Origin of the sequence: Thermodesulfitimonas autotrophica, assembly GCF_003815015.1 — a bacterium.
GTDB classification, from domain to species: domain Bacteria; phylum Bacillota; class Desulfotomaculia; order Desulfotomaculales; family Ammonificaceae; genus Thermodesulfitimonas; species Thermodesulfitimonas autotrophica.
Genome location: NZ_RKRE01000001.1, coordinates 96,680 through 123,034, shown reverse-complemented (window position 1 = coordinate 123,034; position 26,355 = coordinate 96,680). Strand labels below are relative to the sequence as shown.

Below are 26,355 nucleotides of genomic sequence, written 5' to 3'. Positions count from 1 at the left end.
CTACCCCGAAAATACCATTTTTCATCCTTCGTGGTGCCGCTATTAAGCGGCATGGGGGATTCCCTACTATACCGCCCGGGCTCTCTACCATACCGCCTGGGCCGCGTTTACCCGTCCGTAAGCCCAGTAAAGGCCCGTTCCCGGGATCTTATCCGCCGTGCTCTCAACGCGCGTCCGCACCGCAAGGTTGCTGGTCCCGTACGGCGTACTCCAGACAAGCGCCGCTACACCTGCTACGTGCGGGGTAGCCATCGAGGTTCCGCTCAGCAACCCGTAATCGGCCACCCCGAAATAGCTGCCAATAGCGCTGGCATGGTTGGGCAGGGTGGAAAGAATGTCTACCCCGGGCGCCGCCACATCAACCCACTTACCGTAATTAGAGAAGGAAGCCTTCTGGTCATTCGCGTCCGTAGCGGCGACGGCGATACAGTTCGCGTAATAGGCAGGGTAGAGTGGCTTAGCCGTGTTATTATTGCCCGCCGCGGCCACCAGCACCACCCCCTTGCGCCAAGCGTAATTCACCGCATTTCGCAGAGTAATAGAAGGCAGCGTACCGCCGAAACTCATGCTGATGACTTTTGCGCCGTTGTCCGCCGCCCAGACAATCCCAGCGGCGATTCCGCTGTAATAGCCGTTCCCCGTATCGTCCAGCACCTTCACGTTCATCAGGCCGCACCCGTAAGCCACGCCCGCTACACCGAGCCCGTTATCGGCGGCGGCGGCCGCGATGCCGGCGCAGTGGGTGCCGTGCCCGAACAGGTCGTCAACCGTCGTGCTAGTGCTGAAATTCGCGTTGGCCACGATCTTCGCCGCTAACTCCTCGTGATCCTGATCGATGCCGGTATCGAGAATGGCAATTTTTACCACCGGCGATCCCGGCACCACATCCCAAGCCTCCGGAGCATCGATATCCGCGTCGGGCGTACCTCCGGTCTGGCCAATGTTATTTAACGCCCACTGCTGGCCGAAGTACGGGTCATTGGGAATGCCAACAGCGGTGGCCACATAATCCGGCTCGGCATAGTCGACCGCGCTCTCAGCCTTGTAAGCCTTTACCTTCTCGTTAACCGAACCCGCAGGCACCGCCACCACCTGCACGCCTAACGCCGGAATCTCCCCGACCACCCGGCCGCCGTGCTTCGCGTGCACCCGGCCTTTCGCAGCCTTGTCCACACCCTCCTTAAACTTCACCAGCACCCGGTCCGGCGCGCACGCTCCGTCCCCCGCACCCGCCAGCGGTTTAGCAACCATCGCCAAGGCGGGTCCCGTAAACGCAACGAGACTTAAAATCAAACCCAGAACAAGGCAGTTACGCAAGAATCGCATTCAAAACCACCTCCCCTGAAAAATAAAAAACAGACGTAAAACAGCCACCCCTGCCCCCGGCTCTTCAAACAGCGCGCTGCTTTCATCCCCCCTTTACCGCGTTTTCCGAGCTGAAGAAACGTTGCCGGCTGAAGCCGGTCAGGGGGATAAACGAACCCCCACCGGCAGGATAAGCCAACCTAAATCCTAAATATGGAGGAACAGCCAAATTCTTACCCTGATGCTTCGCTGCCGGCCGGAAATTTTCCTGCCATATTTACCTAAAATCTTTCTCCCCCGGCGGGGGCAGTGCCTCCCCCACCGATGAGTACTTCTTACAGCACAACCCTTCTGTCAAGAGAGTAATTCTCGAAATTTAAGCTAACTGTCCCCCTTTCTTTGATCAGGGATATCTCAGAACCGTCAGGCTCCGGTCTTTTCCAGACCGGAGCCTGCGCTTTTTTACGTCATTCTACTTTTGCTCCGGTGCGTTTCCTTCCCCTGCCGGGGGCAGCGTGACCTCCGGCGCGTTCGCCGCCTCCGGCGGCAAGACCACCGTTATCCCGCCGCCGTACGCGTAATCCGTGAGGTGCATCACCGTCTCGATCGCCTCCAGCGGGTTCGGCTGTCCGCCCATCGTCTCTTTATACACGGCTACCGTTTTGAGGTCGCCGCCGTAGAGGAGAAGGTCCTCCTTGCCGATGTAGAGCCGCCCCCAGTAGGAGATGGCCGGGAAAAAGTCGGCCGTCGGCATCATTTTCTGCAGCCCCTCGCCGCCCTTGCCCAGTGCCTTCAGGAAGAGGGCGGGGTCGTCCACCCGGCCGTAGGCCCCGATCTCGTAAACCTCCCGGTTGCCGACTTTTGTCGTCCCGAGCAACTGGTAGTGGAGGTAAGGTCTCAGCTCCGGCGGCAAAACCTGGTTGCGCGTGTTCGCCATGGCCTCGGTGAATGCCTGCCCGAACTCCTGCGGGAACCGCTGCCAGACCTTCTTCCCCGTCTGCAGATCGGTAAGGCCGAAGTAGACGTTGCCGTCAACCACATAAAAGTCACTGGATAGCGACACCGGCTTGCCTTCTATCACCGTATCAAGCCGGCTCGTTGACGCTATATTCCCCGGTGCCTGGAAGGTAGTGGTAGCCTCTATGTGTGCCGATCCCACTTCAAGGTTAACGCCGGGGCGCAGCCGCGTGGCGATATCCATGGTCGTTTTGCCCCGAAAGGCGGTCACCTTGGCCATAGCCGCCGCACTTTTCTCAACGATTGCTGACGCCTCCGGGTCGCTGCCGAAGACCCGGCTCAGGAAAGCCGCCGCCTCAGCAACGGTGAGCCTTTCCTCCGGCGCGGCTGCTGCCGGGGCGATTCCCTGGCTATACATCCAGTTGTAAAGCGAACCTGCCCAGTGGCCCTGCGGCAGGGGACCCGCCTCAGGGGCACTGATGGTGGTGAAGAGGCCGAAGGTCCGCGCCACGAGGACCACCGCCTCGGTGCGCGTCACCGGTCTTTCCGGCTGCAAGGTGCCGCCGGGATAGCCGCTCATAATGCCTTTTTCTTTCAGCGTAGCCACCGCTCCGGCGTACCAGGCGTCAGGGGCCACATCTTGTGCCACCTCGCCTTTCACCTGGCTTTGCGGGATCGCGGCCGCCTCCACCAGCATCGCCGCAAAATCAGCCCGCGTTGCCAATTGTCCCTCCGCCGGCGGCTGCGGCAGAACGGAAAGCAAATCGTCCGCCGAGACCGGGCCAGCAGCCAGCGCCGCCGGCACCCACAGGAAGATCGCCAACAGCAGCGGCAACAATGCCACAGAAACCCGTCGCACCATTTTTTTACCTCCCCAATGCTTAGTTTTTGGGAACGCTCTCTTAACGAAATTTTGGCTGCCCAACCACCCCCCCCGCTTGCAGAAGATGATTCAGCCTGCAAAGGCCGCCCCTTTGGGGACCGCAGCGAGAAGCTGCTGCTTCTCCGGGTACCGGGCGCTTTTTGACGCTCCCGCTGTCGCTTAGATATAACTTACCATTGCCGCTTGTCTGGTCTTCTATGGGGGCAGCATACAGTATAGCCGGCCCAAGTGGGGATCCTCATAGCTATCGCCTCCGGATAGCCTTAAGACTAACATAAACTGACAACGGGAATAAAATAACGAATATAACCAGTAGCCAATCAGCCTTAGTTTTTTTAACATAAAAGCTTCGTTCCTTAAACCAACTTGAATAATACCACCGTATCCGCAACCCCAAAACAGGCTGCGGATACAGCAGAAAACCGCCATATTGACTTAATCTCTATACATTCACTCCATTAAGGTCAATAACTTCGAAAGCCCAAACCCCTCCCAGCGTTGAGTACGTTATAACGTATATATCAACGAGTGTATTAGTTTTTGCTGTTGTAGGTGCGTATATGTCGGCGCTCGCAAACCAATCTTACGGCTGGGCAATAACATCATTGGTTGCGTTAGGGGTCACTGGACTTCCGTTTTGAACCGCCAAGGGAGCTTCCCGTTGCACCGCCCGGCACGCTAACATCCTGAGCAAATGCGCCACTAGTTGTTACCAGAAGCATTAGGGAAAGCACGAGCAAACATAGTACCCACCGAAACAGGCCGCACGATTTTAACATTCGCTGTTCCTCCCCAACTCTCAAATCCGTTACCAGAGTTAACCTTCCTGCTATGAAACTTCTCGCCGAAATCCCTTAACGAAACTTTCCCCCGGTACCATCACTTAAAACTTCCTGCTCCCGCTTTTTACCACAGCATAGCCTGCCGACCCTTGCGTGTCTATTACCCCTTAGGGGGTATTTTTATGACCCCTTGGTGGGTACCCACAAACCAGGTCAGCGGTAGATAGCCTTTTTGCCTATAAGCTTAGTGGAGGCGTAGTGTATAGGAGCGTCGGTTTTAATAAAGAGAACGGTTGCGAAGCCTGCGCAGAAATTCGCGTGGCTCTTGAACGCCTAACTTACGGTAGATATTCCGGCGGTGTTTTTTGACCGTTTCCAGACTCAAGTAGAGCTTTGCGGCGATTTCCTGGTTGGTAAACTCAAGAATTAAATGCTCAAGAATCTCCCGTTCCCGCGGCGTGAGTTTTTCGGCCACCTCCGGCGGCAGTCGAGATGGCGCAGGAGCGGCACCATTTCTCTGGCGGGCGCGAAGCTCCGCCTGGAGAAATCCGTCCTCTATCCGGGCCACCAACGTCTGCAAGTGCGCCGTGGCCAGACCTAACTCTTTCTCGGCGTGCATTGAAATATCGAGGTAGCCGACGGTTCTGCCGACAGGATCCTTCACCGGGCTGGCGACGCACCACCAGTCTTTGAAAAGCTTGCAGTAATGTTGTTCGCCTCTGATGGCTACGAGGCGCTGGTGCTCCCGCGCCAGTGCTAAGGCGTTCGTGCCGCAGCTTTCCTCGGTGAAAATGGTGCCGGGCTTGACGCCAACTCTTTCGGCGGCAGCCAAAACTTCCGGCGCGGCGAAGATTTTGAGCGCCACAAGTTCCGGATCGCAGAGGATGTAGATGTAATGCCTTTGCGGGCCAGCACAGCAGACGGGGGTGATGACCCGGCCGGCTAAAGCGATAAGCGACGGATTAGCTTTGCAGCGGGAATTGAGGGCGGTTTGGGGCAAAATATACCGGGGTTTTACCAGCTCAGACGGCACACCTGCTGCGCGGCAGCGGGCGTACAAGGCTTCTAACCACGACGCTGAGCAGAGATAGATGCTGTAGTCACCTTTTTCGGGCGGAAAGGGCGCCACCAACCACACCCCCACCGAGACAAAGGGAAGTAAGTATCTACACCTTATATCCGACTGATACCGGGTAAATTGCGGAGCTTATGGTTTATTATCTGCTGGTTTGATCAACAATTCGCCAAATGGCTCCAGCTTCCTGCAAGGTTTGGCCGAAAATTTCCGCCGGAAGGAAGTTAGGTCGGGCTGGGAGAGTTTTCAACCGGTGGGATCCCCGGAGCCACAAACGTTGTTCAGTGCAACTCCGAGCGCAAAATAATAACGGCGAGTTTTCCCGGTTCCGGAACTCGCCGTTTCTCGCTTTTTCTGGCGGGGGAGGCAGGACTCGAACCCACAATCTTCGGTTTTGGAGACCGCTGCTCTACCAATTGAGCTACTCCCCCGCAGCACCCAACAACATTATAATGTGCGCCCTCCCCGAAGTCAACGCCTTGAAGCGCAACCGCACACCCTCTGTAGATTATCGCTCACCGCAACCAAAAAGTTACTCTTTACGCTTTTTAAATGCTAATTTGACTTTAATTTCGCCAGCGTCTCCCGCACTGCCGCAACTGAAGCCTTAAAAGCCGCTAGCTCCGCCGCCTCAAGGTCGATCTCCAAGACCTTTTCCACCCCGTTGCTCCCGATGATTGCCGGAACACCGGCATAAACGTCGCTTTCACCGTACTCCCCGTTCAGGTAGGCCGCAACCGGAAGGATGCGCCGCTTGTCCCGGAGAATCGCCTCCACCATTACGGCCACCGAAGCTCCTGGAGCGTAATAGGCACTCCCTGTCTTCAGGAGTTCTACGATCTCGCCGCCACCGTAGCGGGTCCGGTGCGCAATCGCCTCCAAGCGCTCGGGCGGGATAAGCTGGCTAACCGGTATGCCGCCGGCATAGGCGTAACGCATGAGCGGCACCATCTGATCACCATGTCCTCCGAGGACCAGAGCAGTTACGTCTTCGAAGGAAATGCCAAGTTCCAGCGCAATAAAGGTCCGCAGGCGCGTGGTGTCGAGCACGCCGGACATCCCGATTACCCGGTGCGGTGCAAAACCACTCGCCTGGTAAGCTAAGTAGGTCATCACGTCAAGCGGGTTGGTCACCACAATGACAATTGCCGCCGGCGCAAAACGGGCGACCTGTTTTGCTACCTCGCCAACGATACGCGCGTTTATCTGCACCAGGTCTTCCCGGCTCATTCCGGGCCGCCGCGCGATACCGGCGGTAATCACCACCACATCCGAATCTGCCGCATCTTCCCAATTATTTGTGCCCGTGATGCGGCAATCGAAGCCGGCAACCGGTGCAGCCTCCATCAAATCGAGGGCCTTACCTTGAGGCATTCCCTCCACCACGTCCAGCAACACTACGTCGCCAAGCTCCTTCACCGCCACCCAGTGGGCCGTTGTAGCGCCAACGTTACCGCTGCCTACAACCGTAATCTTGCTCCGGTGCATTCTGTTCCTCCTCGCCTGGTTAGGTATTGGAAACGGGCAGCACGCCCTCGTCTCTCTCCTCTTCCGCCTCCTCGCGCGCCCGCCGGCGGGCCGCCGCGCGCTCGGTTAACCTGACAACGATAAGGCTTGCTTCGTAAAGCGCGTAAAGCGGCCCCGTCATCATCAGGCAGGTGATCATATCCGGTGTCGGCGTAATCGCCGCGGCGATTACCACGGTACCAAGCAGCGCGTACTTACGCTTTCGCGCCAGAAACGCGCTCGACACGAGGCCGAGGCGGGCCGCCACAAAGCTTATCAGGGGTAGCTCAAAAATGAGCCCGAAAGGTAACAGTAAATAAATCGCAAAGGAGATGTACTTATCGATGGTAAGCATGGGAACAAGTTGCGAGCCCGTAAACTTAAGCAGAAAGGCAACCGCGAGTTTAAAGACCCCGAAGAAACCGAAAATTACGCCACCCATAAAGAGAAAAAACGACCCGAAGACGAAAACCACGAAGTAGCGCCGTTCGGCTTTATCCAGCGCCGGGGCCACAAACCGCCAGACCTGCCAGAGGATGACCGGAAGAGCGACAAGGAAGCCCATAAATAGAGATAGCTTGATCCGCACCATAAAGGCTTCGGTTACACCCGTAACCACCGGCTTGTAACCGGCACTCGTAACCGGCCCTAACAGCACGCCCATAATCTGGTCGCTAAACGCGTAGGCACCGGCGGCACAAATAAGCACCGCCACGAGTGAGATGAGTAACACCCGGCGCAGCTCTTCCAGGTGCTCGATGATAGTCATCTCTTTTTGCGGCTCAGCCATAAAAGCCTCCTCTTCCTCCGGTCTCGCCAGGCCTTAACGGCCGGAACGAAGCCCGTTTCAACTTTCTTTCAGGTTTTTCCTTACTTCCTCCACCTCTTTTTTGACCTCTTCAACGTCCGCGGTAAGGTCCTCCGCTATCTCCCGGGTGGAGCGCCTGAACTCGCGGATTGTCTTCCCTAAAGACCGCCCAACCTCCGGCAGTTTACTGGGGCCAAAAATTAGGAGCGCAATCGCGAAAATCAGAATCAGTTCGGGAACGCCGATACCTTGAAACACCTCTGCCCGCCTCCTTCCTTAAAAATGCTTGCTCACCTTCAAATCCCGGCCGCTGTTGCTTCCGTAAATCCCGCGGAAGCACGGCCGCGGGACCAGAACCCATACGAAAAAATTCGGCAGAGGACGTCAAAATCCTTCTCGCCGCAGAAGGAAGAAAGGTCCTGACCGCGGCAGGACCTTCAAACCTGGTATAAAACCTGGTATAACAAGCCTCGAAAAACTAATGTTGTCTCTATTGCAGCAAATAGTCCAAACAGGCTCTAAGTAACGACCTGAATGGTATGGCACCGGTCGCTCGCCACTTCAACAAGGTGAGCGGCACAGGCCAAGCACGGATCGAAGGAGCGCACCACCCGGACCACCTCGATCGGGTTCTCCGGGTCCTTAACCGGTGTACCGACCAGCGCCTCCTCGATCGGTCCGCGCTGCCCCCGGTCATCCCGCGGTGACCCGTTCCAGCTGGTAGACGATACAATCTGGTAGTTCTGGATCCGGTAATCCTTGATCTCAATAAAATGGCTCAGAGCGCCGCGTGGCGCCTCCCACAGCCCCATCCCCCGGGCTTCCTGCGGCACCGAGCAGGGCATGTGGGTCGGCTCACCGGGCTTGAGCTGGTCGAGCCACGCGAACATCGCGTGCGCGATCAACTTACACTCAATCGCCCGCGCCGCGTGGCGGCCCATCACGGAGAAGGCCTTCTCGCCCAGATTGACTACCTCAGGAACTTTATTCACCCACATCCGGGCCAGGGGCCCCACCTCGTGGGGCAGGCCATCGTAACGCGGTGCCTTTATCCACGAATAAGCATCCGGCTTACCCGGCTCGGGCTCTGTTCTGCCCTCCGCCGGATGGAGCCCGCTAGTCTCATCCTTGAACCAGGAATGCTTTACGTCTTCGGTTAACTTCTTCGGGTCTACCCCGGTGAAGCGTCCCCTTGTATAGGCACCCCGCTTGATCATCATGTTTTGACCGTTCGGGTCCCTATCATCGTCCAGCGGAAAGACGCCGAACGCCAGCATATTTTTACAGCCCTGTCCGATCGCGAAATAATCCTTATAGGCCTCGGCAATCATGAAAACATCCGGCACATATACATTATCGATAAAATCGGTAAGTTCCTGGAGAATCGCCCGGAACTGGTTAACCTTTTCCGGTGTTACCTTCTCGGTAACACCACCCGGCATGATCGTGGTAATATGAGGCATTTTGGCGCCAAAAATGGCCAGCATCTCGTGCGCCCTGCGCCGGATGGCCAGTGCCTGCACGTAATGCTGAACGGCCATGTCGTTAACCGCATCCGGCAGCCGGTAATCGTCGCCGGTCCGCGGAATGAAGGGCGCCGTCTCAGGACCGCGGACGTAGTCGAGGGCCGCTAAATGGTAAAAGTGCAGGATGTGGGACTGAATGTAGTTAGCCCCCTGAATCAGGTTCCGGATAATCCGTCCGTTCGGAGGTACCACCGCACCGAAGGCGTCGTCCAGACAGCGCGCCGAAGCCATCGCGTGCGCAGTGGGGCAGACGCCACAAACCCGCTGGGTGAGATGCTGCGCGTCGCGCGGGTCGCGCCCCTTCAGGATAATCTCGAACCCCCGGAAGAGATGACCGCAAGAATAGGCATCAACCACCTTGCCGTTTTCTACCAGAACCTTTATCTTCATGTGCCCTTCGATCCGGTTCACCGGGTCGAGGTTGATCTTGACCAGACCTTTACTATTCGTCGTCTCGCGCACTTTACTTCCCCCCTTTCACCTATCCCTCTCAGTCACTCACGCGGTAACGGCCGTAAAGCGGGCTGCACTCGTCGGGGAATGTCGGCTCCGAGCAGGCCTGGCACGGCGCCCCGGCAGCGATACACCAGTTGGTCCCGTTGTTCCACTGCCGCTGGTGACACCGGGCGCGCGCCACCATACCCTTGCACCCGACAAAGGCAAGGCAGCCCTCGTCTCCGGGATTCTTCGCGAAGATGCCCCTGGCAAAGTAGCCGCAGCGGGGGCAGCCAACATGGATGATGTCGGGGAAAAACATCTTCGGCCGGTTGTATTCATCTAACTCGGGAATATCGTCGTACTTCAACATGTAAACAAGGGTGCCGAGAAAATCGTCAGGGTGCATCGGGCAGCACCCGATATTGACCACAGGCCGGTCTTTGATAATCTCCCAGACCCCTACCACTCCCGTAGGGTTAGGCGCGGCACCCGGAATGCCGCCGAAAGACGCGCAGGAACCAGCAGCCACGACCGCAGCCGCTTTACTGCCGAAGTGTTTAAGCGCCTCGAGCATAGAAATCTCTCGCTCATCTTCGGTTTCGGCAATATAGCAATAAGCCCCGCCCGCTGCGGTGGAAATACCACCTTCAACCACCAGAACGAACTGCCCGGCGTATTTATCGGCCATTTCCGCGAGGAAGTTATAAGCCTTCGCGCCCGTGCTGGCCATTAGCGTGTTATGGTACTTGAGGCTAATAATATCGAGAAGGACTTTTTCGATGCTGGGGCTCACGGTGTTTAGAAGCGAAACAGAACAACCGCTGCAGCCCGAGCCCTGAAGCCAGATAACCGGCGGCTTGCCTTCCGCCGCCTGCGCCAAGGTATTCACGATCGTCGGTTCCAAAGCGGTTAACAACCCAATCCCGGCCGTCGCCCCGGTACAAATGCGTAGGAATTCCCGACGCGAAATGCGGCGCACCAACTATCCCTCCCCTTAATTAAAATCTCTCTCTGCCTTCGGTCATAAAACCGGACGTCCAGCCTTGAACGGCCCGAAGGTTCAGTTAACTATATTTCATGCCGGTACACATTCGAATCAGGTACCCACTCCTCTTTCTCCGAACGATCCACCCCCGTCTCCCAGAAATTTAGAGCCAAATAAAAAGCGGAAAGACAGGCTGCTTAGCTTCTGACCGGCTCGCCCGCCTTTCCATCCTTTTCCGCCAGCCCGCCTGCCTCGTTGCTCTCATCGGCCCCCTGTGTCGATTTCCGGAATTCCCGCAGCGTTTTACCCAGGGAACGACCGAGTTCGGGCAGCTTCTTCGGGCCAAACAACACTACTGCCAAACCAAGGATCAAAACCAGCTCCGCAGGACCAATTCGGGGAATCAACCTCATCCCTCCTTAAATTACCCTTCCATAGCTTCTAACCGCAGTTTCGCCGTCGTGAGCCAGGACTCTATCTCCTCGTGGATAAGCTCCAGCAGGCGCGGCAGCCGCGCCGCCACCGGCGCGCTCAACTCCGTTCCCCAGCTAAGATCTGCCGGCTGAATGCCGAAAATGACGGTCGGCGGCAGCACGCCCATCGCCCTGGCAAGGTGCAGCACTTCAAGAAGGCCAACACCGTGAAGAGAGTAGCCGGAAACGGGCACGCAACCGTCGAGCTCCTCAGGCGTGAAGCGAAAGAGCGTTCCTGGCGCTGCGCCACCATTCACCGCATCAATCACAATCAGATGGCTTGCATCCTCGATAAAGTGAAGCAAATCCAGACCCGCGGTCCCGCCGTCGACGATCTCCACTTCCGGCGGGTAACCGCGCTGCCGCAACTCCCTCACCGCGTGGACCCCAATCCCCTCGTCCCGCAGGAGAACGTTTCCTACACCTAAAACGAGAAGACGCCGGAGATCACCCTGCATAAGAGTGCCCCTGTTTCACCTTTTTAGTGTTACTTTCGGTATATGCTTGCAAATTCCTTCTCTTTCTCCGAAAATAATTATTTCAGTCCCCAAAGCTGATCCCCATCTGCCGCGCAGCCCGCACGAGGTCGTTCCCGAGCGCCACCCGCTTCATGGCGCCCGTCGCTTCGGCAAGCGGCACCGAACCGATGTCGGGCGTCCGCAGACAGACCATTTCGCCGTACCGCCCCTCCATGAGGAAATTAACTGCTGCCGCACCGAAGCGCGTTGCCAATATCCGGTCGAAGGAGGTCGGGCTGCCGCCGCGCTGGAGATGCCCCAGCACAGTTACCCTGGTCTCAATCCCGGTCATTTCTTCTATCTTGTCGCCCACCACATTGCCGATGCCACCCAGACGCAGGGGCTCGAAGCTCCCTTCAACCACCTTCTTCACGACCAGCTCCCCGCCGACTGGCTTGGCCCCTTCCGCAACCACAACTATGGAGAACTTCTTCCCCGCCCTGCGCCGCTCGCGTACTTTTTCACAAACCTTCTCGAAGGTGAAGGGAATCTCCGGTATCAGGATGACGTCGGCGCCCCCGGCAACACCCGCATGAAGCGCAATCCAGCCCGCGTACCGCCCCATAACCTCCAGGACCATCACGCGGTGGTGCGATTCCGCCGTGGTGTGCAGCTTGTCGAGAGCCTCCGTAGCCGTGGTCACCGCGGTATCAAAGCCGAAAGTCTGATCCGTAGCTAACAGGTCGTTGTCAATCGTTTTCGGCACCCCGATAACCGGGAGGCTGTAACGCTTCCATAACTCCTCGGCGATTTTCAGGCTCCCGTCACCACCAATAATCACCATCCCTTGGATGCCGTGTCCGGCAAGGTTTTCCATTACCCGGCCTGAGACATCCTTATAAACGACCTCGCCATTCTCTTCAACCGGATAGTGGAAGGGGTTGTCCCGGTTAGTCGTGCCGAGGATCGTCCCTCCCCGGGGCAAAATGCCCACCACCTCTTTTTCTGTGAGGCGCCGCGCCCGGTTTTCAATCAGTCCGCCGAAGCCATCCTCAAAACCGATCACTGTGAGGCCGTATTCCCGCGTGGCCACCTTCACCACCGCCCGGATCACGGCGTTGAGCCCCGGCGCGTCGCCGCCGCCGGTCAAAACCCCAATCCGTTTGATCTGGACCTTTGTCCGCGGCAAAAACGATCCCCCCTGATATTGTACTTCTGCGCGGAAGAGACTATTTGTATACTTTATCGGCCGCGCGGGTTCTCTTCTCAAGTTCTGTGAGAATCTCTTTTAGTGCCGATAGGTTTTTGCCGTAGCCAGCCCAGTCACCGGTCCTCAGGGCCTCCTCCGCCCGCCGGTAAAGAGCGTTGGCCTCGCCCACTAATTCCGCAACCGAACGCCCCGCCGCCTCCATCGTGCCGGCAGGGGATCGAGGAGAACCGGCTGCAAAAAGCCGCTCGAGTGCCGCCGCCAGCGTGCTTTCCATCACGATCCGGTCACCGTGAACCACGATAACCCGCCGGAGCTCGGGCATCCGGGACTGCTCCGCCTGCAAGTAGAGCGGCTCAACATAGATGAGCGCATCCTTCACCGGAATGATCAGGAGGTTGCCGCGGATCACCCGGGAACCCCGCTGGTCCCAGAGGGTGAGCTGCTGCGATATCTGCGCGTCTTGGTTGATCCGGGCTTCAACCTGCATCGGCCCGTAGACCAGCTCCTGTTTCGGAAACTCGTAAACCAGGAGGTGGCCGTAGTTCTCGCCGTCACAGCGGGCCGCAAGCCAGGCGATCATGTTTTTCTTGTTCTGGGGGGTAAAAGGCATGATGAGCATAAACTCGGGTTTTTTCGCCCCGGGAAGGCGCGTGATAACGTAGTAAGGCTCCATTCGCACCTCTTCGGCACCGAAGAGCTCGGTAGGGAGCACCCATTTATCCTCCTTGTTGTAGAAAACCTGGGGATCCTGCATGTGGTAGACGGCGTACATTTCGGCCTGGACCAAAAAGAGATCTTCCGGGTAGCGGAGGTGGTCTTTAAGCTCCCGCGGCATTTCCTCCAGGGGCGCAAAGAGAGACGGGAAAATACGAGCGAAACTCTTCACAACTGGGTCCCCAGGATCGCTGATGTAAAAACGAACCTCGCCTGTATAGGCATCAACCACCACCTTAACGGCGTTCCGGATATAATTGAACTCGCCGTGCGGCTCTGCGTAGGGGAACCAGTGCGAAGTCGTGTAAGCGTCCCACAGGTAGAAGAGGCGGCCGCCGGCAAGGACCACGTAAGGGTCGTGGTCGTAGCGCAGAAAAGGCGCAATTTTTCGCACCCGCCGTCCTATATCCCGGTAGTAGAGAACCCGAGAGTCACGCGTGACGTCGCGGGAGAGAAGCAAACGGTAATCTTGGAACGAAAGGGCGAACATCAATCTGCGCCCCAGTCCGCCCAAGCGCACCCCACCCTCGCCCCGGTACCGGGTATAAACATTCGCGTCACCCCGGGGATAGTCGAACTCGCCCGTACGGGTACCGACGATGATGTAAGGCGCCTCAACCTCGCCGAAGTAGATCTCCGGCCGCGTGATCTTGAGGTCCGTGGTGGTCTGCGGGGGGATGTCTTTGAAGAAAAACTCGGGCAGCCCCTCCGGCGTCACCTCGTTAACGGGGCTCATAGCAATCCCGTAGCCGTGCGTGTACTTAAGGTGGCGGTTGACCCAGGTCTTGGCCTGCTGCGGTAACTGCTCCTGGTTGAGTTCCCGAGCAGCAACCATCACCTGGCGGTATTCCCCGTTCACCCGGTAGCGATCGATGTCGATATCGTGGAACTGGTAGTAAAGACGCATCTCCTGGAGCTGGCTGTAGGTCTGTTTGAGCGGCTGCCAGTCCCAGAGCCGGATATTCGCAAAAGCATCCCGGTTCGCCGCCACATCTTCCGGGCGTAGGAGTTTCCCCGCCGGAAACGACCGCCGCTCGATAGCGTCAAGTCCGTAAGCCATCCTGGTGAAGGCAATCGCTTTTTCGATGTAGGGACGCTCCCGCTCAAGCTCGTTCGGCTCCACCACGAGCTTCTGGACCACCGCCGGATAAAGAACACCAAGGCAGAAAGAAGCCGCAACCAGAACCGCCACCGCACCGGCGGGATAGGAAAAAGAACCGCGTATCCCCCCGTAAAGGCTCACCAAGGCCATCACGAGCGCCACGAAGCAGAGGACGCGGATCGCTAACAGGCTGGCGTGGATGTCGGTGTACCCGGGCCCGAAGACCGCGCCCCGCTCTGAATAATAGATGAGAAACTGGTGCAGGTAATAACCCCAGGCTTTTAGAACAAAAAGGACCGCGCCCAGGAAGGCCAGGTGGCGGACTACCCACGGCGAACGCCACCAGCCGTAACCCTTAAGGGGATCCGCAAGGAGATAAATCAGGAGCACCGTAAGGGTTGTAAAAAGGACGACCCCGAAGGCAAAACGGTAAAGGAAAACGTAAAATGGTAGCGAGAAGAGGTAGAAACCGAGGTCTTTACCGAAAAACGGGTCCTGCACGCCAAAACCAACCGGGTGCAGGAACTGTTCCCACGAAAGCCATTTGGCCCCGGCCAGGGAACTAAAGATCATGGCTACGGCAGCACTGCCGAACAAAAAGAGCAGCGTCAGCAAGCGCCGGCTCAGGACGTCAAACCAAGGGTTTAATTGTAAGGTCTGCTCTTCGCCGGCAACGACCTTCAGTGGCCTGCTAAAGTGCCGGCGCGTTACCCACAGGTTAAGAAAAAGAAAGAGAAAAACCGCCAAGCCCGCAACGGCCCGCACGCCCGCTTTGGTGAGAAGGGTTTTCCAGAAAACCGCCTGAAACCCGAGGGACTTGAACCAAAGCCAGTCGGTGTAAAAATGCGCCGCGCCGCCCAACAGGATGTACAAGACCAGGAGCAGCCCCAGGAAAAGGTAGACCAACCAGCGGCCCGCTCGCACGGGGCCACCTCCCTTAAACTACATCGGTTTCGGCACCTTTTGGGATTCTTCTGCCTCGTGCTTTATCTTTGCCTGACACAGCGGGCAGACCGAGGGGATCTTGCGGGGAGGCTCCAGAAAATCCTCCTCCTCTTCCTGAACCATCTCTTCAAGCGTTTCAACCTCGAACTTCCGCCCGCAGAGGATGCAACGTTTTTCCATCAAGAAGTCCCCCCATGCTATAGTTAGTTAAGGAAATTCGACAGGAAATCCCCTTCATCCTCCTCCGCCCGGGGGAAAATTAGCGTCTGAGAGTAGCCGCCAATCGCTTCGGGTTAAGGAGCAGGTCCAGTCCCTCGTTTATCTCTTTTACCACTACATCCGCCGATAGAAGCGCTTCCACCGCCGCTCCCTCGGGTCCCAGAACCAGGATGGCGAGGGCCGCCCTGCGCAGCATGAGCACGTCGTTGGCCCCGTTACCGATGGCGGCCGTTCTGCCCGCGCCTAATTCTGCCACGTACCTTTCTTTCTCCGGACCGACTACCGGTTGTCTGGTAACCACCACCTTGGCCCGGATGCCCGCGCAGGCTTCCCGCGCCGTACCGAAGGTGTCCGCGGTGAAAATATGGACCGCAACCCGGTCAGCGAGAGCGTTGAGGCGCTCCGCGACACCGGGCAGAACCCTGCCGTCGCAGGCGAAGGTACCGTTAAAATCGAGAACTACATGCTCGATTTCAAGCGGCTCCCTTCCGGGAATGGTAAACCGCAGCACTGCTCCCACCCCATAAAGAAAGGACTTCCCAAGAAAAAGGCCAAACTTCGCCTGAAGCTTGGCCCACGCAACCGCAACGATTCCACGGCGCCGTTACCGCTACCTCTTCTTGAGAGCCGACAGAATATCCTCTAAGACCTTGTTAATCGGCTGGTCACCATTGATGTCGAGAACGATACCCTGTTTGCCGTAGTAGTCGAGCAGCGGCTGGGTCTGGGCTTCGTAAACGTCGAGGCGCTTGTTCACGGTTTCCGCCGTGTCGTCGCTCCGCTGGTAAAGCTCACCGCCGCACTTATCGCACTTGCCGCTTTCCTTGGGCGGTTTGTTCACCACATGGTAGGTATCACCGCAGGAACGGCAAACCCGCCGCCCGGTAATCCGGTCGACAATCTTCTCCCGCGGCACGCGGATGTTAATTACGGCATCGAGCTTGATTCCCATTTCTTTGAGGGTCTGGTCGAGGGCTTCTGCCTGGGGCAGTGTGCGGGGAAAACCGTCGAGGAGAAAACCTACTTTACAGTCGGGTTGTCCGAGTCGTTCTTTTACCACGCCGATGATCACTTCGTCGGGAACAAGCTGCCCTTTATCCATGTACTCCTTGGCCTTTTTCCCCATCTCGGTCCCTTGCTTGACAGCCTCGCGCAGCATGTCCCCCGTCGAGATGTGCGGGATCTTTAACTCTTTAACGATCTCCGCGGCCTGTGTTCCTTTGCCGGCACCCGGCGGTCCCATGATCAGCAGGTTCACGCTCTCCCCCTCCTGAAAATAAAAAAATAATTTGTGAAAAGCATTACGAACCAGCGGGTAAAAATGGTCGGGATGACAGGACTTGAACCTGCGACCTCACGGTCCCGAACCGTGCGCTCTCGCCAAGCTGAGCTACATCCCGACGCGACAGCATCTATATTATTACTGAAAAACGGCACAAAGTCAAGGGGCAAGATAGCCGCGAATTGACAATCTGAAGGAGCCACAGGCCGAAAATCAGGGCCGCGCCACCAGCTTTAAAGCCAGCTCTACCGCCGCAACCGGACTTTCGGCCGCCACTACACCGGGTACGCCCGGAAAAGCAAAAGCGAGCGCGACCACCGGCTTGCTTTTTTTGAGCGCTAAAGCCACCTCGGAGAGTGTCCCGTAACCGCCGCCCACAGCGATCACTACGTCGGCGGCGCAGGCGATAATGGCGTTCCGCGCATCGCCCAGGCCAGTAGGCAGGGCAACCTGCAAGTGAGGGTTTGCCTCCGACCGGTCCGGACCGGGAAGGATGCCGACCGTTACCCCTCCCCCCTCGCGCGCCCCGCGCGCCGCCGCAGCCATCACCCCGCCCCGGCCGCCGCAGATAAGGATGCCCTGCCGCCGCGCAATCTCGTGACCGACGCGGTAGGCCAGCGCCTCAATCTCCGGAGGGCAGCTTGCCGATCCAACCACCGCCACGTACCAGGACCGTTTTTCCATAAACGGCTACAGGTTAGTTTCAAACCAGGCAGATGGGTGTGTCTCCCGCAGGTTCAGGTAAAAGGTAAGCACCTCGAGCTTGATCGATAAATCGACGTTCCGGACCACCACATCCTCGGGAACCTGAACAACGGTCGGGCCGAAAGTCAGGAGCGCATTAACGCCCGCTTTTACCAGAATATCGGCAACCCCCTGGGTTTCCGACTGGGGCACCGTGATGATGCCGATGCGAACGTTATGCTCGGCCACCACCTCCGGGATCCGCTCGACCGGCAGGACCTCGAGGTCCTGTATCCGCTTGCCTATTTTCAGGAGGTCGTTGTCGAAAACGCCCACAATGTTAAAGCCCCGATCCTTAAACCCGCGGTAGGTGCAAAGCGCAGTCCCTAAGTTCCCCGCACCCACCAGGACCACCGGCCAGGGTCTGGTAAGACCCAGAATCCTGAGAATGTAATGCATCAGGTCCTTGACGTTATAGCCAACCCCGCGCGTCCCGAACTCGCCGAAATAAGCAAGATCCTTTCGGACCTGCGCGGAGCTTACCCCGACCCCTTTAGCAATCTCGTTCGAAGAGACCGTAACCACACCGTCTCTCTCGAGTCGCTGCAGATAGCGCGAGTAGATCGAGAGCCGGCTGACCGTAGCCTCCGGTATCCGCAAAACCTTCAAGCCAAGTGCCTCCTTACATTGCCCTGTGCCGCCCGTGGGCCGTCGCAGCGGCGTGCCCCGCAGTACCGTCCCCATCTTCCCCGGTTACCGGGCTTGAGCAAAAACTTCCTGCTCAAAGAGATCGCTCGATACAGCCGATTTCGCGCGAAAATAGCGCCAGACAAAGGAATTTGGGAGACATTAATTTGACAATGACTATTATATTAAACCGCCGGTCGGCATGTCAACGATTTTGAGAAAAATGTCACGTAGATGACACTGCGGCAAGAGCGCGAACGGCAGCGCCCGGATCGTCCGATAGAAAGACCGCCGAACCGGCGACAAGGACCGCGGCCCCCGCCTCCACCGCCAGCGCAGCGGTCTGCGTATTAATCCCGCCGTCAACCTCGATTTCCGCCTTTAGTCCCCGCCGTTCGATCAGCGCGCGCAACGCGGCAATTTTCGGCAACATCCCCTTGATAAACTTCTGCCCGCCGAAACCCGGATTAACGGTCATAACCAGCACCAGGTCCACCAGATCCAGCACGTGCTCGACCGCCGTCAGCGGCGTTGCTGGATTAAGCGCAACCCCTGCCCGCACGCCGGCCATCTTAATGGCCCCCAAGGTGCGGTGGAGGTGGATGCAGGCCTCAGCGTGCACCGTAAGGATATCGGCACCCGCGCGAATAAAGTCACTCAGGTAACGCTCCGGAGCAGCAATCATCAGGTGCACGTCGAAAACGAGGCGGGTGTGGGGGCGCAGGGCCGCAATAACGGGCGGCCCGATTGTTATGTTCGGCACAAAGTGACCGTCCATCACATCGATATGCAAGTAAGAGGCGCCGGCGGCCTCTACCTTTTGTACCGCTTCGGCCAGACGCGCAAAATCGGCCGCAAGTATGGAAGGAGCGATTTTAATCAAGACTAAAACCTTCTTTCTTTCTCCTTGAGTTCCCGCAAGAAGCTGAGGTAGTTCCGGTAGCGGAACAGTGCCACCGTGCCTTCTTCGACCGCCCGGCGTACCGCGCAAGCCGGTTCTTGGACGTGCAGGCAGTCGTTGAAGCGGCACCCGGCACTTGCCGCGGCAATCTCGGGGAAATAGGCGGCCAGTTCCGCCGCGGGAATATCCGGGAGGTCGAGCTGCGTAAAGCCCGGGGTGTCGGCCACCAACCCGCCACCGGTTAACGGCAGCAGCTCAACAACCCGGGTCGTATGGCGCCCCCGGCGCGTTTTATGGCTGATTTCCCCGGTCCTGAGCCGCAAACCCGGCTGAATCGCGTTGAGAAGGCTGGACTTTCCGGCGCCCGAAGGACCGGCAAAAACACTTATCCGGTCCGCAAGCGCATCCCGTAACGCTGTTACCCCTTCCCCGCTTAAGGCACTCGTGAGGATCACCCGGTACCCCACCGCCCGGTAAACCGCCACCTCTGCAGGCGGCGTATCCCGAGCCAGATCAAGCTTGTTGAAGCAGACGAGCGCCTCAATCCCCGCCGCTTGGCTTACCACCAGAAGCCGGTCGAGGAGCCCGAAGTTGGGCTGCGGGTCACGAATGCTAAAGACCAGCACGGCAAGCTCAACGTTGGCTACCGGCGGCCGGAAAAGCACGGTCCGGCGCGGCAGAACCGCCTCTACTACACACCTTCCCGCCTCTGCCGCCCCGACTTTGACCCGGTCACCGACTAAAAGACCCGCCGTCACGAGGCGCCGCCGGGGTAGGCATTCTTTAACCGCGCCGTCAACCATTACGTAGCAAAAGCCACCGTAAAATTTGATCACCCGCCCTTCAGCTACCATACGGAACTCCCGTCCTAAGAGAGGGTCTGCTCCCGCACCAGTTGCCCGTCGAGATAGACCCGGATGGTAGCCTTACCGTAATAGACGACCGGCTGAACGACACGTTCACCTCCCTGATGAACAGCGTTGTACGCCTCAGTGGCCCCGCGCGCGTCGTCGACCGTAATCCGCACCGTATGTTGCTGCCCGTCGTCGGGCACCTGGAGAAAGACGCTGGCCTCCCGCGGCGCCGGCCCCGGCCCGTCACTTACTGTCACCGTGACGGTCCGCCCTAACTCAAGATTAGTGCCGGCAGGAGGGTTCTGGGCGCAAACGTACCCTGCCAGGTAGTCCGTACTCGCCGTATGGGCTATCTCCTCACCCAGCACAAACCCCGCCCGCACAACCGCCTCCTTAGCTGCCTCCAGACTAAGACCGACAAGCTGCGGGACCGATTTCAGCACCGGACGCGGCCCCTTACTGATAAATAGGTCGACCGGGCTGTCCTTTGGTCGCGAAAGACCCGGCGCCGGGTCCTGGTCGACCACCAGGCCCGCAGCCACCGTATCACTGTAAACCTCTTTCTTTTGGCCTACGTTAAAACCCTCGTTCACCAGCAATATTTCGGCATCCTGCAATAGCTTGTGTCGCACGTCAGGCACGGTCCGCATCTCCGGACCCAAGCTTACTACTAAAATGAGGAGCCGCCCTTTTTTCACCCGGCTTCCCGGCACGAGGTCCTGCTTGATGATCTTGCCCTTTTCGACGCTGGCGTCGTGCACCTCTTGAATCTGCCAACGCAGCCCGTTTTTTTCTAAAACTTGCGTCGCGGCGCTTACCTCCATACCCTGGACGTCTGGCACCGTAACCTCCGGCACGTGCATAAAACACCTGAACCCCCACCAACCGGCCATCAGCGCCGCAAGCAAGACAAGCCCTAAAATGACGTAACCAGCAGGCCGGAGCCGTCGTTTCCGGGAAGGCCGGGCGGCGGCGCCCGCGGGACAATCTTCTGCGGGCAGGAACTCCAGAATCCGCCCCAGGTCGGCAGCCATAGCCGTCACCGACTGGTAACGGAGGGCCGGGTTTTTCGCCATCGCCTTTTCCACCACGGCGGCCAGCGCGGCCGGAACCCCAGGGTTCAGCTCGCGGACCGGAGTTGGTTGGTCCTGAATATGCTTTATGGCCAACGCTACCGGATTTTCCCCTAAAAAAGGCGGCCTGCCGGTCAGCATTTCGTAAAGCACCGCCCCAAGGGAATAGATGTCCGACCGCGCATCCGCGCTCTCCCCGCGCGCCTGCTCGGGGGAAATATACTGCACCGAGCCCATGAGCGCCTTGGTCGCCGATATCGTCCCGCTTCCCACGGCGCGGGCGATGCCGAAATCAGTGAGTTTCGCCCGCCCCTCCGGCGTCACGATGACGTTGTGGGGCTTCACGTCCCGGTGAACGATACCCCGCCGGTGGGCATGCCCCAGCGCGTCGCAGAGGTCCCGGGCGATGCTGACCGCGCACCGCAGGTCTAATTTCCCTTCTTTAATGAGGGTTTTCAGGTTCGTGCCGTCCACGTACTCCATGACCAAGTAGTGCAGGTCGCCGTCTTGGCCCACGTCAAAAACGCTCACGATGTTAGGATGGCTGAGGCTCGCCACCGCCCGGGCCTCCTGGCGGAAACGGCGCACAAAATCCTCGTCGCGCGCGTATTCCTCCCGCAAGACCTTGATGGTCACGTTGCGATTCAGCAACATGTCCTGGCCGAGGTAAACAACGGCCATCCCGCCGCCACCGAGCTCCTCGATTATCCGGTAACGGTTTCCTATTACCCGGCCGATCATCGTCCGACCAAAGTGCTCCTTTCCCGTTTACGCCGTTATCTTGATCAGAATTACCGTAACGTTGTCTCTGCCGCCGCGCTCCAGGGCGAGTCGTACTAGCTCCTCCGCCTGCTGCGCCACCATCCCGCGAGAAACCACCCCTATGATGTCCGTTTCGTCCAAATGGAGCGTAAGGCCGTCTGTGCAGAGGAGAACGACATCGCCTGCCTCTAGAGAAAGCCGGCCCGTATCCGCCGCCACCGTCGGTTCCACGCCCAAGGCGCGCGTTAAGACGTTGCGGCCAGGATAAACCTCAGCCTCCCCCGCCGCTAGCTGCCCCTCACGCAAGAACTCGGTATAAAGGGAGTGGTCGCGCGTGAACGGGGCAATCTCCTGCTCCCGAATGAGGTAACCGCGGCTGTCGCCCACATGGACCCAGAAGAGCTCCCCATCCCTCAGGATGCAAGCGGTCAAAGTCGTTCCCATATCTTTGTACTCCGGGTTCGTCTGCGCCAGTTGGTAAACGGCCTCATTCGCCGCCGCGGCGGCACGCGTTAGGGCCGTTACCGGATCGTCTCCTTCCCAGCATCCCATAGCCGCTGCAAAAGATTCCAGTGCCACCCGGCTCGCGACCTCCCCCGCCAAATGACCGCCCAGGCCATCAGCAACGGCAAAAAGCCCGCACTCCGGAAGGGCAAGATAGGCATCCTCGTTTTTCTCTCTGTACAGACCCCGATCGGTGACCGCAGCCCATTCCACGCCCACTTGTCCTCCACCTATGCCTATTCCTTACCAACCGCCTCCCGGGATTTGGCCCGGCGCAACTGGCCACAGGCGGCAGTGATCTCCCCGCCAACCTCCCGGCGGACGGTAACCGCGATCCCGTGTTTTTTCAAAAAATCCCTAAAAAGCTTCACTTTCTCCGGCGCCGGCGCGCTGTAAGCGCGCTCGGACACGCGGTTGAAGGGTATCAGGTTCACGTGGCAGAGCAACCCCTTGAGAAGCCGCACCAGTTCTGCCGCCGCTTCAAGACCATCATTCAGCCCCGCAACCAAGGTGTATTCAAAGGTAACCCGCCGCCCTGTTGCCGCAGTATAATCCCGGCAGGCGGGAATCAGCTCTTCGAGCGGGTAGCGCCGGTTTACCGGCACCAACTGGTCGCGTAAAGCGTTATACGGGGCGTGCAGGGAGACGGCCAGGCCAAACTCGCGCCCAAGTCGCGCCAGTGCGCGGATGCCCGGAACAATGCCGCAAGTGGAAACAGTGATCCGCCGCGCCCCGATTCCCAACCCGGAAGGGTGGGTAATGTTTTGGAGAAAGCAGAGCGTGCTGGCGAGATTATCAAAGGGTTCCCCCATACCCATCAGCACCACGTGACTGATCCGTTCTTTGACGTCCTTCTGGGTGAAGAGGACCTGGTCGTATATCTCACCCGCCGTCAGGTTCCGCGCCAGGCCACCCAGTCCCGAAGCGCAAAAGCGGCACCCCATGCGGCACCCCACCTGAGTCGAAACGCAGACGGTTCGTCCCCAGAGCCGCCGCATGAAAACCGTTTCAATCGTTTCTCCGTCACGCAGCCTGAAGAGGTACTTCCGGGTGAGGCCGTCGTTGCTCTCCTGCCGGGCAACAATTTCCGGAAAAGCGATAAAGGCACAGGCGTCGAGTTTCGCCCGCAGGCCGAGCGGCAGATTGGACATTGCCGCAAAGGAGGTTACCCCCTTAACAAAAAGCCAGTCGATCACCTGCCGGGCCCGGAAACGCGGCTCCCCCAGCCCCGTGATAAACTCTTCTATTTCGTTAAAGGGAAGGGCCTTGATATCTGCTTTCATTTACTCCTCCCAATCCCATCCCCTATTTTAATTCGCTTCCGAGCCACCAAACCCTTCCGGTTGAACTCAGCCTTTCCCACCGGTGAGCAGCCGCCGGAGACGGGCGATGAAAAAGCCGTCCAACCCCTGGTACGGTAGGAGCTGCACAAAACCCTCCTTCATAGTTCCCTTGACATCCAGTTCGCAGGGAAGAAGAGGCCGCAAGTCTTCCAGCACGAACTCCGGATGGTCCGCCAGGAATTGCCGCACCTGCGCCTCGTTTTCCGCCCGGTGCACCGTGCAGGTGCTGTAGACCAGGACCCCACCCGGGCGCAGAGCTGCCGCCGCACTCCGCAGAATCCGCCGCTGCAGGGCAACCAAGGCGGGAATCTGTTCGGGCTGCTTGCGCCAGCGGCTATCGGGCTTCCGGCGGAGCACCCCAAGGCCGGAGCAGGGAGCGTCAACCAGAATAAAATCCGCCGCCAACCCGAACTGCCGGTCGACCTCCTGAGCGTCGCCCAGAACAGCATCAACGCTTTTGAGCCCGAGCCGCGCACAGTTCTCGCGTACCAGCGCCAGGCGGTGCGGGTATATGTCGAGCACAAGTATCCGGCCCCGATCACCCATCAACTCCGCCATGTGCGTGGCTTTGCCCCCCGGCGCCCCGCAGACGTCCAGGACAAAAGACCCGGGGGCAGGGTTCAGAGCCCGCGCCACCAGCATCGAACTCTCGTCCTGCACAAAGAAAAGCCCCTCGCGAAAAGCCGGGAGGTCCTGGAGATTGTGAAAACCCCGCACGGAAATGCCCTCAGGCGCGTAGCGCGTCGGTAATGCCGGCAGGCCGGCTTCTTCTTTCAGCCGCCGCAGCAGCTCCTCCCTGTTAGTCCGGAGGAAATTCGTCCGGATCGTGGTAGCCGGCGTCTGGTTGTTCGCCTCGCAGATGCGGATCGTTTCTTCGACGCCCAGCTCCTTGAGCCATAATTCGACGACCCACGTAGGGTGGGAGTACTTTAGCGCGATGTGGTCGACCGGATTTTCCTCGCGGTCGGGGAAGCTGATTTTTTCCTTTTCCCGCACCACCCGCCGCAGAACGGCGTTGACAAAACCGGCAAAGTGCGGGGCGGCATATTTTTTCGCCAGCTCTACCGCCTCGTTGCAAGCAGCCGCCGGCGGAATCCGGTCAAGGTATAAGATCTGGTAGACCGCGAGGCGCAGGATGTTGCGAATCCACCTATTCTGGCTGCTGAGTGGCTTCCGGAGGAACCGGGCCAGCACCCAGTCGATAGTGTTGAGGCGCCTGAGGGTCCCGTAGCTCAACTCGGTGAGAAGCGCCCGTTCGCGCCCCACGGGCTGATATTTCGCCACCACCCTGGTCAAAGCGATGTTGGCGTAAGCACCCGCCGCATCAACTTCATCCAGGACCTTGAGCGCAAGTTCCCGTGCGCTGTAGCTCGTCATCGGTCGGCGCAAAACCTACCCCCAGTCGCGTCTGCTACTTGCCCAAAACATAACCTTCCGGAATAGAATGGCCGCGCAGAAAGGCATCCACCGGCAGCCGCCGCCCGCCGGCAGCCTGCAGTTCTAAGATGACCACCGCCCCGTCCGCCACCTGAACCTTTATCCCCTCGGGACCAACAGCGATGATCTCGCCCGGCACGCCGGGGAAATCCCCCGTGACGGCTTTGACACGCCAGATTTTCAGCACCTCTCCTCCAAAATACGTCTTCGCCCCTGGTTTGGGGTCAAGAGCCCGCACCTGATTTTTAATCACCTCACCGGGCCGGTCCCAGACGATAAGTTCGTCCTCCGGGGTGAGCGGCGGCGCATAAGTGGCCTGCGCGTGATCCTGCGGCTGGCGCCTGAGGGTTCCTGCTTGAAGACGCTCCAAGGTTTCGAGCAAGACCTGCGCACCGAGACGAGCCAGGCGCTGGCAAAGAGAGCCGAAGTTTTCTTCCTCCCCGATGGCCACCCGCCGCTGCAGCAGGATATCCCCCGTATCCATCCCCTCGTCCATCAGCATGGTCGTAATCCCCGTCTCCCGCTCGCCGTTCATAATCGCCCGCTGGATCGGCGCCGCCCCGCGGTACCGCGGCAAAAGCGAAGCATGGACGTTGATACACCCGTAAGGCGGGAGCGATAGCACCGCCGCCGGAAGGATCTTCCCGTAAGCCACCACCACGATCGCCTCCGGAGCCGCAGCCTGAAGACGCCATAGAAAATCGGGGTCCTTCAGGCGCGCCGGTTGCAAGACCGGAATACCTTGGGCCAGGGCCACCTCCTTCACCGGCGGCGCTGCCGGCCGCTTCCCGCGCCCTTTGGGTTTATCGGCCTGCGTCACCACTAAGTCTACCTGGTGCCCGCTATCGAGAAGGGCTTCGAGTGAGGGGACGGAAAACTCCGGTGTCCCCATGAAGACAAGCCGCAAAACTCCCGGCCTCCGTTTCCCTACCGGTTGACCCCACGCAACACAGGGTCACGTTTAAGTCGCTTCAACCCTTTACGATCTTTAGCGCCCGGTCAATGAAAAGTATCCCGTCCAGGTGGTCAATCTCGTGCTGCAATGCACGGGCAAAAAAACCCTCAGCCTCAACTTCGACCGTCTCTCCGGAGCGGTTCAACCCGCGGACCGTGACCGCAGCAGCCCGCGTCACCTCGCCCCAGACCCCCGGAATGCTGAGACAGCCCTCCCGGTCTGTTTCCGACCCTGCAACGGCTATGATTTCCGGGTTGATCAGCTGGTAAAGCCCCTTCCCCGCGTCGACCACGATGACCCGCTTCGAAACACCAACCTGGGGCGCCGCTAGCCCCACGCCGTGATAGGCATACATCGTTTCCGTCATGTCGTCGAGCAAACGCAATAGGGCCGGCGTGATCTTCGTAACCGGCTGGGCTTTCTCCCGGAGAACAGGGTCGCCTACCTCGACGATTTTAAAGACCGCCATCCGAAACTCCCCTCTTTT

At 58.8% G+C, this 26,355-nt stretch carries 25 protein-coding genes and 2 tRNA genes; all 27 read right to left on the bottom strand.

The genetic code is table 11. The features are described 5' to 3' along the window. Nucleotides 1–84 precede the first annotated feature (84 nt). On the bottom strand, nt 85–1,326 hold the full coding sequence (locus EDD75_RS00640) for a S8 family peptidase (RefSeq protein ID WP_211328027.1): 1,242 nt from the start codon (nt 1,324–1,326) through the stop codon (nt 85–87). Nucleotides 1,327–1,777: 451 nt separating this feature from the next. Next, nucleotides 1,778–3,124 (bottom strand): S-layer homology domain-containing protein, encoded by a 1,347-nt coding sequence (locus EDD75_RS00635; RefSeq protein WP_123926546.1) that lies wholly within the window; start codon nt 3,122–3,124, stop codon nt 1,778–1,780. Nucleotides 3,125–4,204: 1,080 nt separating this feature from the next. After that, the gene (locus EDD75_RS00630) at nt 4,205–5,056 is read right to left on the bottom strand and encodes a LuxR C-terminal-related transcriptional regulator (protein ID WP_245963012.1); all 852 of its coding nucleotides are present in this window, start codon (nt 5,054–5,056) and stop codon (nt 4,205–4,207) included. 301 nt (nt 5,057–5,357) lie between these two features. Beyond that, nucleotides 5,358–5,433 (bottom strand) — tRNA-Trp (locus tag EDD75_RS00625). Between the two features lie 124 nt (nt 5,434–5,557). Beyond that, a complete protein-coding gene (gene mdh, locus EDD75_RS00620) occupies nt 5,558–6,490 on the bottom strand; it encodes a malate dehydrogenase (protein WP_123926540.1) in 933 nt (310 codons plus the stop codon). Nucleotides 6,491–6,509: 19 nt separating this feature from the next. Beyond that, entirely contained in the window at nt 6,510–7,298 is a 789-nt protein-coding gene (gene tatC / locus EDD75_RS00615; RefSeq protein WP_123926537.1) for a twin-arginine translocase subunit TatC, read from the bottom strand. A gap of 57 nt (nt 7,299–7,355) precedes the next feature. Then, nucleotides 7,356–7,574, bottom strand: a complete 219-nt coding sequence (locus EDD75_RS00610) for a twin-arginine translocase TatA/TatE family subunit (RefSeq protein WP_123926534.1) — start codon at nt 7,572–7,574, stop codon at nt 7,356–7,358. Nucleotides 7,575–7,834: 260 nt separating this feature from the next. Next, nucleotides 7,835–9,304, bottom strand: coding sequence for a nickel-dependent hydrogenase large subunit (locus EDD75_RS00605; RefSeq protein WP_245963011.1), 1,470 nt, complete (start codon nt 9,302–9,304; stop codon nt 7,835–7,837). A gap of 28 nt (nt 9,305–9,332) precedes the next feature. Beyond that, nucleotides 9,333–10,259: a hydrogenase small subunit gene (locus EDD75_RS00600; RefSeq protein ID WP_245963010.1), complete on the bottom strand. Its 927-nt coding sequence runs from the start codon at nt 10,257–10,259 to the stop codon at nt 9,333–9,335. Between the two features lie 203 nt (nt 10,260–10,462). Beyond that, on the bottom strand, nt 10,463–10,672 hold the full coding sequence (locus tag EDD75_RS00595; protein WP_281277395.1) for a twin-arginine translocase TatA/TatE family subunit: 210 nt from the start codon (nt 10,670–10,672) through the stop codon (nt 10,463–10,465). Between the two features lie 17 nt (nt 10,673–10,689). Further along, nucleotides 10,690–11,196, bottom strand: coding sequence for a HyaD/HybD family hydrogenase maturation endopeptidase (locus EDD75_RS00590; RefSeq protein ID WP_123926528.1), 507 nt, complete (start codon nt 11,194–11,196; stop codon nt 10,690–10,692). Nucleotides 11,197–11,278: 82 nt separating this feature from the next. Beyond that, complete coding sequence (locus tag EDD75_RS00585; RefSeq protein ID WP_123926526.1) at nt 11,279–12,385, bottom strand: 6-phosphofructokinase; 1,107 nt, start codon at nt 12,383–12,385, stop codon at nt 11,279–11,281. Nucleotides 12,386–12,425: 40 nt separating this feature from the next. Then, entirely contained in the window at nt 12,426–15,146 is a 2,721-nt protein-coding gene (locus EDD75_RS00580) for a UPF0182 family membrane protein (protein WP_123926523.1), read from the bottom strand. Nucleotides 15,147–15,164: 18 nt separating this feature from the next. Further along, a complete protein-coding gene (locus EDD75_RS00575) occupies nt 15,165–15,347 on the bottom strand; it encodes a hypothetical protein (protein WP_123928265.1) in 183 nt (60 codons plus the stop codon). A 79-nt stretch (nt 15,348–15,426) separates the two neighbouring features. Continuing rightward, nucleotides 15,427–15,897 carry an HAD family hydrolase gene (locus EDD75_RS00570; RefSeq protein ID WP_123926520.1) on the bottom strand — a complete coding sequence of 157 codons (471 nt, stop codon included), beginning with the start codon at nt 15,895–15,897 and terminating at the stop codon, nt 15,427–15,429. 99 nt (nt 15,898–15,996) lie between these two features. After that, nucleotides 15,997–16,644 (bottom strand): adenylate kinase, encoded by a 648-nt coding sequence (locus EDD75_RS00565; protein ID WP_123926517.1) that lies wholly within the window; start codon nt 16,642–16,644, stop codon nt 15,997–15,999. Nucleotides 16,645–16,708: 64 nt separating this feature from the next. Beyond that, a tRNA-Pro gene (locus EDD75_RS00560) sits at nt 16,709–16,786 on the bottom strand. Between the two features lie 95 nt (nt 16,787–16,881). Beyond that, nucleotides 16,882–17,352 (bottom strand): TIGR00725 family protein, encoded by a 471-nt coding sequence (locus tag EDD75_RS00555; RefSeq protein ID WP_123926514.1) that lies wholly within the window; start codon nt 17,350–17,352, stop codon nt 16,882–16,884. Nucleotides 17,353–17,358: 6 nt separating this feature from the next. Beyond that, nucleotides 17,359–18,021, bottom strand: a complete 663-nt coding sequence (locus EDD75_RS00550) for a redox-sensing transcriptional repressor Rex (protein WP_123926511.1) — start codon at nt 18,019–18,021, stop codon at nt 17,359–17,361. Between the two features lie 244 nt (nt 18,022–18,265). Continuing rightward, nucleotides 18,266–18,919, bottom strand: coding sequence for a ribulose-phosphate 3-epimerase (gene rpe, locus EDD75_RS00545; protein ID WP_211328067.1), 654 nt, complete (start codon nt 18,917–18,919; stop codon nt 18,266–18,268). Between the two features lie 5 nt (nt 18,920–18,924). Next, complete coding sequence (gene rsgA, locus EDD75_RS00540; RefSeq protein WP_123926505.1) at nt 18,925–19,794, bottom strand: ribosome small subunit-dependent GTPase A; 870 nt, start codon at nt 19,792–19,794, stop codon at nt 18,925–18,927. A 14-nt stretch (nt 19,795–19,808) separates the two neighbouring features. Next, nucleotides 19,809–21,608 (bottom strand): protein kinase domain-containing protein, encoded by a 1,800-nt coding sequence (locus EDD75_RS00535; RefSeq protein ID WP_123926502.1) that lies wholly within the window; start codon nt 21,606–21,608, stop codon nt 19,809–19,811. 27 nt (nt 21,609–21,635) lie between these two features. Next, nucleotides 21,636–22,352, bottom strand: coding sequence for a Stp1/IreP family PP2C-type Ser/Thr phosphatase (locus EDD75_RS00530; RefSeq protein ID WP_170157641.1), 717 nt, complete (start codon nt 22,350–22,352; stop codon nt 21,636–21,638). A 17-nt stretch (nt 22,353–22,369) separates the two neighbouring features. Beyond that, the gene (gene rlmN, locus EDD75_RS00525; RefSeq protein ID WP_123926496.1) at nt 22,370–23,416 is read right to left on the bottom strand and encodes a dual-specificity RNA methyltransferase RlmN; all 1,047 of its coding nucleotides are present in this window, start codon (nt 23,414–23,416) and stop codon (nt 22,370–22,372) included. A 66-nt stretch (nt 23,417–23,482) separates the two neighbouring features. Beyond that, a complete protein-coding gene (gene rsmB, locus EDD75_RS00520) occupies nt 23,483–24,865 on the bottom strand; it encodes a 16S rRNA (cytosine(967)-C(5))-methyltransferase RsmB (protein WP_245963009.1) in 1,383 nt (460 codons plus the stop codon). Between the two features lie 22 nt (nt 24,866–24,887). Then, complete coding sequence (fmt, locus tag EDD75_RS00515) at nt 24,888–25,820, bottom strand: methionyl-tRNA formyltransferase (protein WP_123926494.1); 933 nt, start codon at nt 25,818–25,820, stop codon at nt 24,888–24,890. Nucleotides 25,821–25,884: 64 nt separating this feature from the next. Then, nucleotides 25,885–26,337: a peptide deformylase gene (def, locus tag EDD75_RS00510; RefSeq protein ID WP_123926491.1), complete on the bottom strand. Its 453-nt coding sequence runs from the start codon at nt 26,335–26,337 to the stop codon at nt 25,885–25,887. Nucleotides 26,338–26,355 lie beyond the last annotated feature (18 nt).

Excerpts from the sequence above, each read along its gene's own strand:
- EDD75_RS00640 (WP_211328027.1), bottom strand. The coding sequence starts at position 1,326 with ATGCGATTCTTGCGTAACTGCCTTGTTCTGGGTTTGATTTTAAGTCTC.
- EDD75_RS00635 (WP_123926546.1), bottom strand. The coding sequence starts at position 3,124 with ATGGTGCGACGGGTTTCTGTGGCATTGTTGCCGCTGCTGTTGGCGATC.
- mdh (WP_123926540.1), bottom strand. The coding sequence starts at position 6,490 with ATGCACCGGAGCAAGATTACGGTTGTAGGCAGCGGTAACGTTGGCGCT.
- tatC (WP_123926537.1), bottom strand. The coding sequence starts at position 7,298 with ATGGCTGAGCCGCAAAAAGAGATGACTATCATCGAGCACCTGGAAGAG.
- EDD75_RS00590 (WP_123926528.1), bottom strand. The coding sequence starts at position 11,196 with ATGCAGGGTGATCTCCGGCGTCTTCTCGTTTTAGGTGTAGGAAACGTT.
- EDD75_RS00575 (WP_123928265.1), bottom strand. The coding sequence starts at position 15,347 with ATGGAAAAACGTTGCATCCTCTGCGGGCGGAAGTTCGAGGTTGAAACG.
- EDD75_RS00555 (WP_123926514.1), bottom strand. The coding sequence starts at position 17,352 with ATGGAAAAACGGTCCTGGTACGTGGCGGTGGTTGGATCGGCAAGCTGC.
- rsgA (WP_123926505.1), bottom strand. The coding sequence starts at position 19,794 with ATGGTAGCTGAAGGGCGGGTGATCAAATTTTACGGTGGCTTTTGCTAC.
- EDD75_RS00535 (WP_123926502.1), bottom strand. The coding sequence starts at position 21,608 with ATGATCGGCCGGGTAATAGGAAACCGTTACCGGATAATCGAGGAGCTC.
- rlmN (WP_123926496.1), bottom strand. The coding sequence starts at position 23,416 with ATGAAAGCAGATATCAAGGCCCTTCCCTTTAACGAAATAGAAGAGTTT.
- def (WP_123926491.1), bottom strand. The coding sequence starts at position 26,337 with ATGGCGGTCTTTAAAATCGTCGAGGTAGGCGACCCTGTTCTCCGGGAG.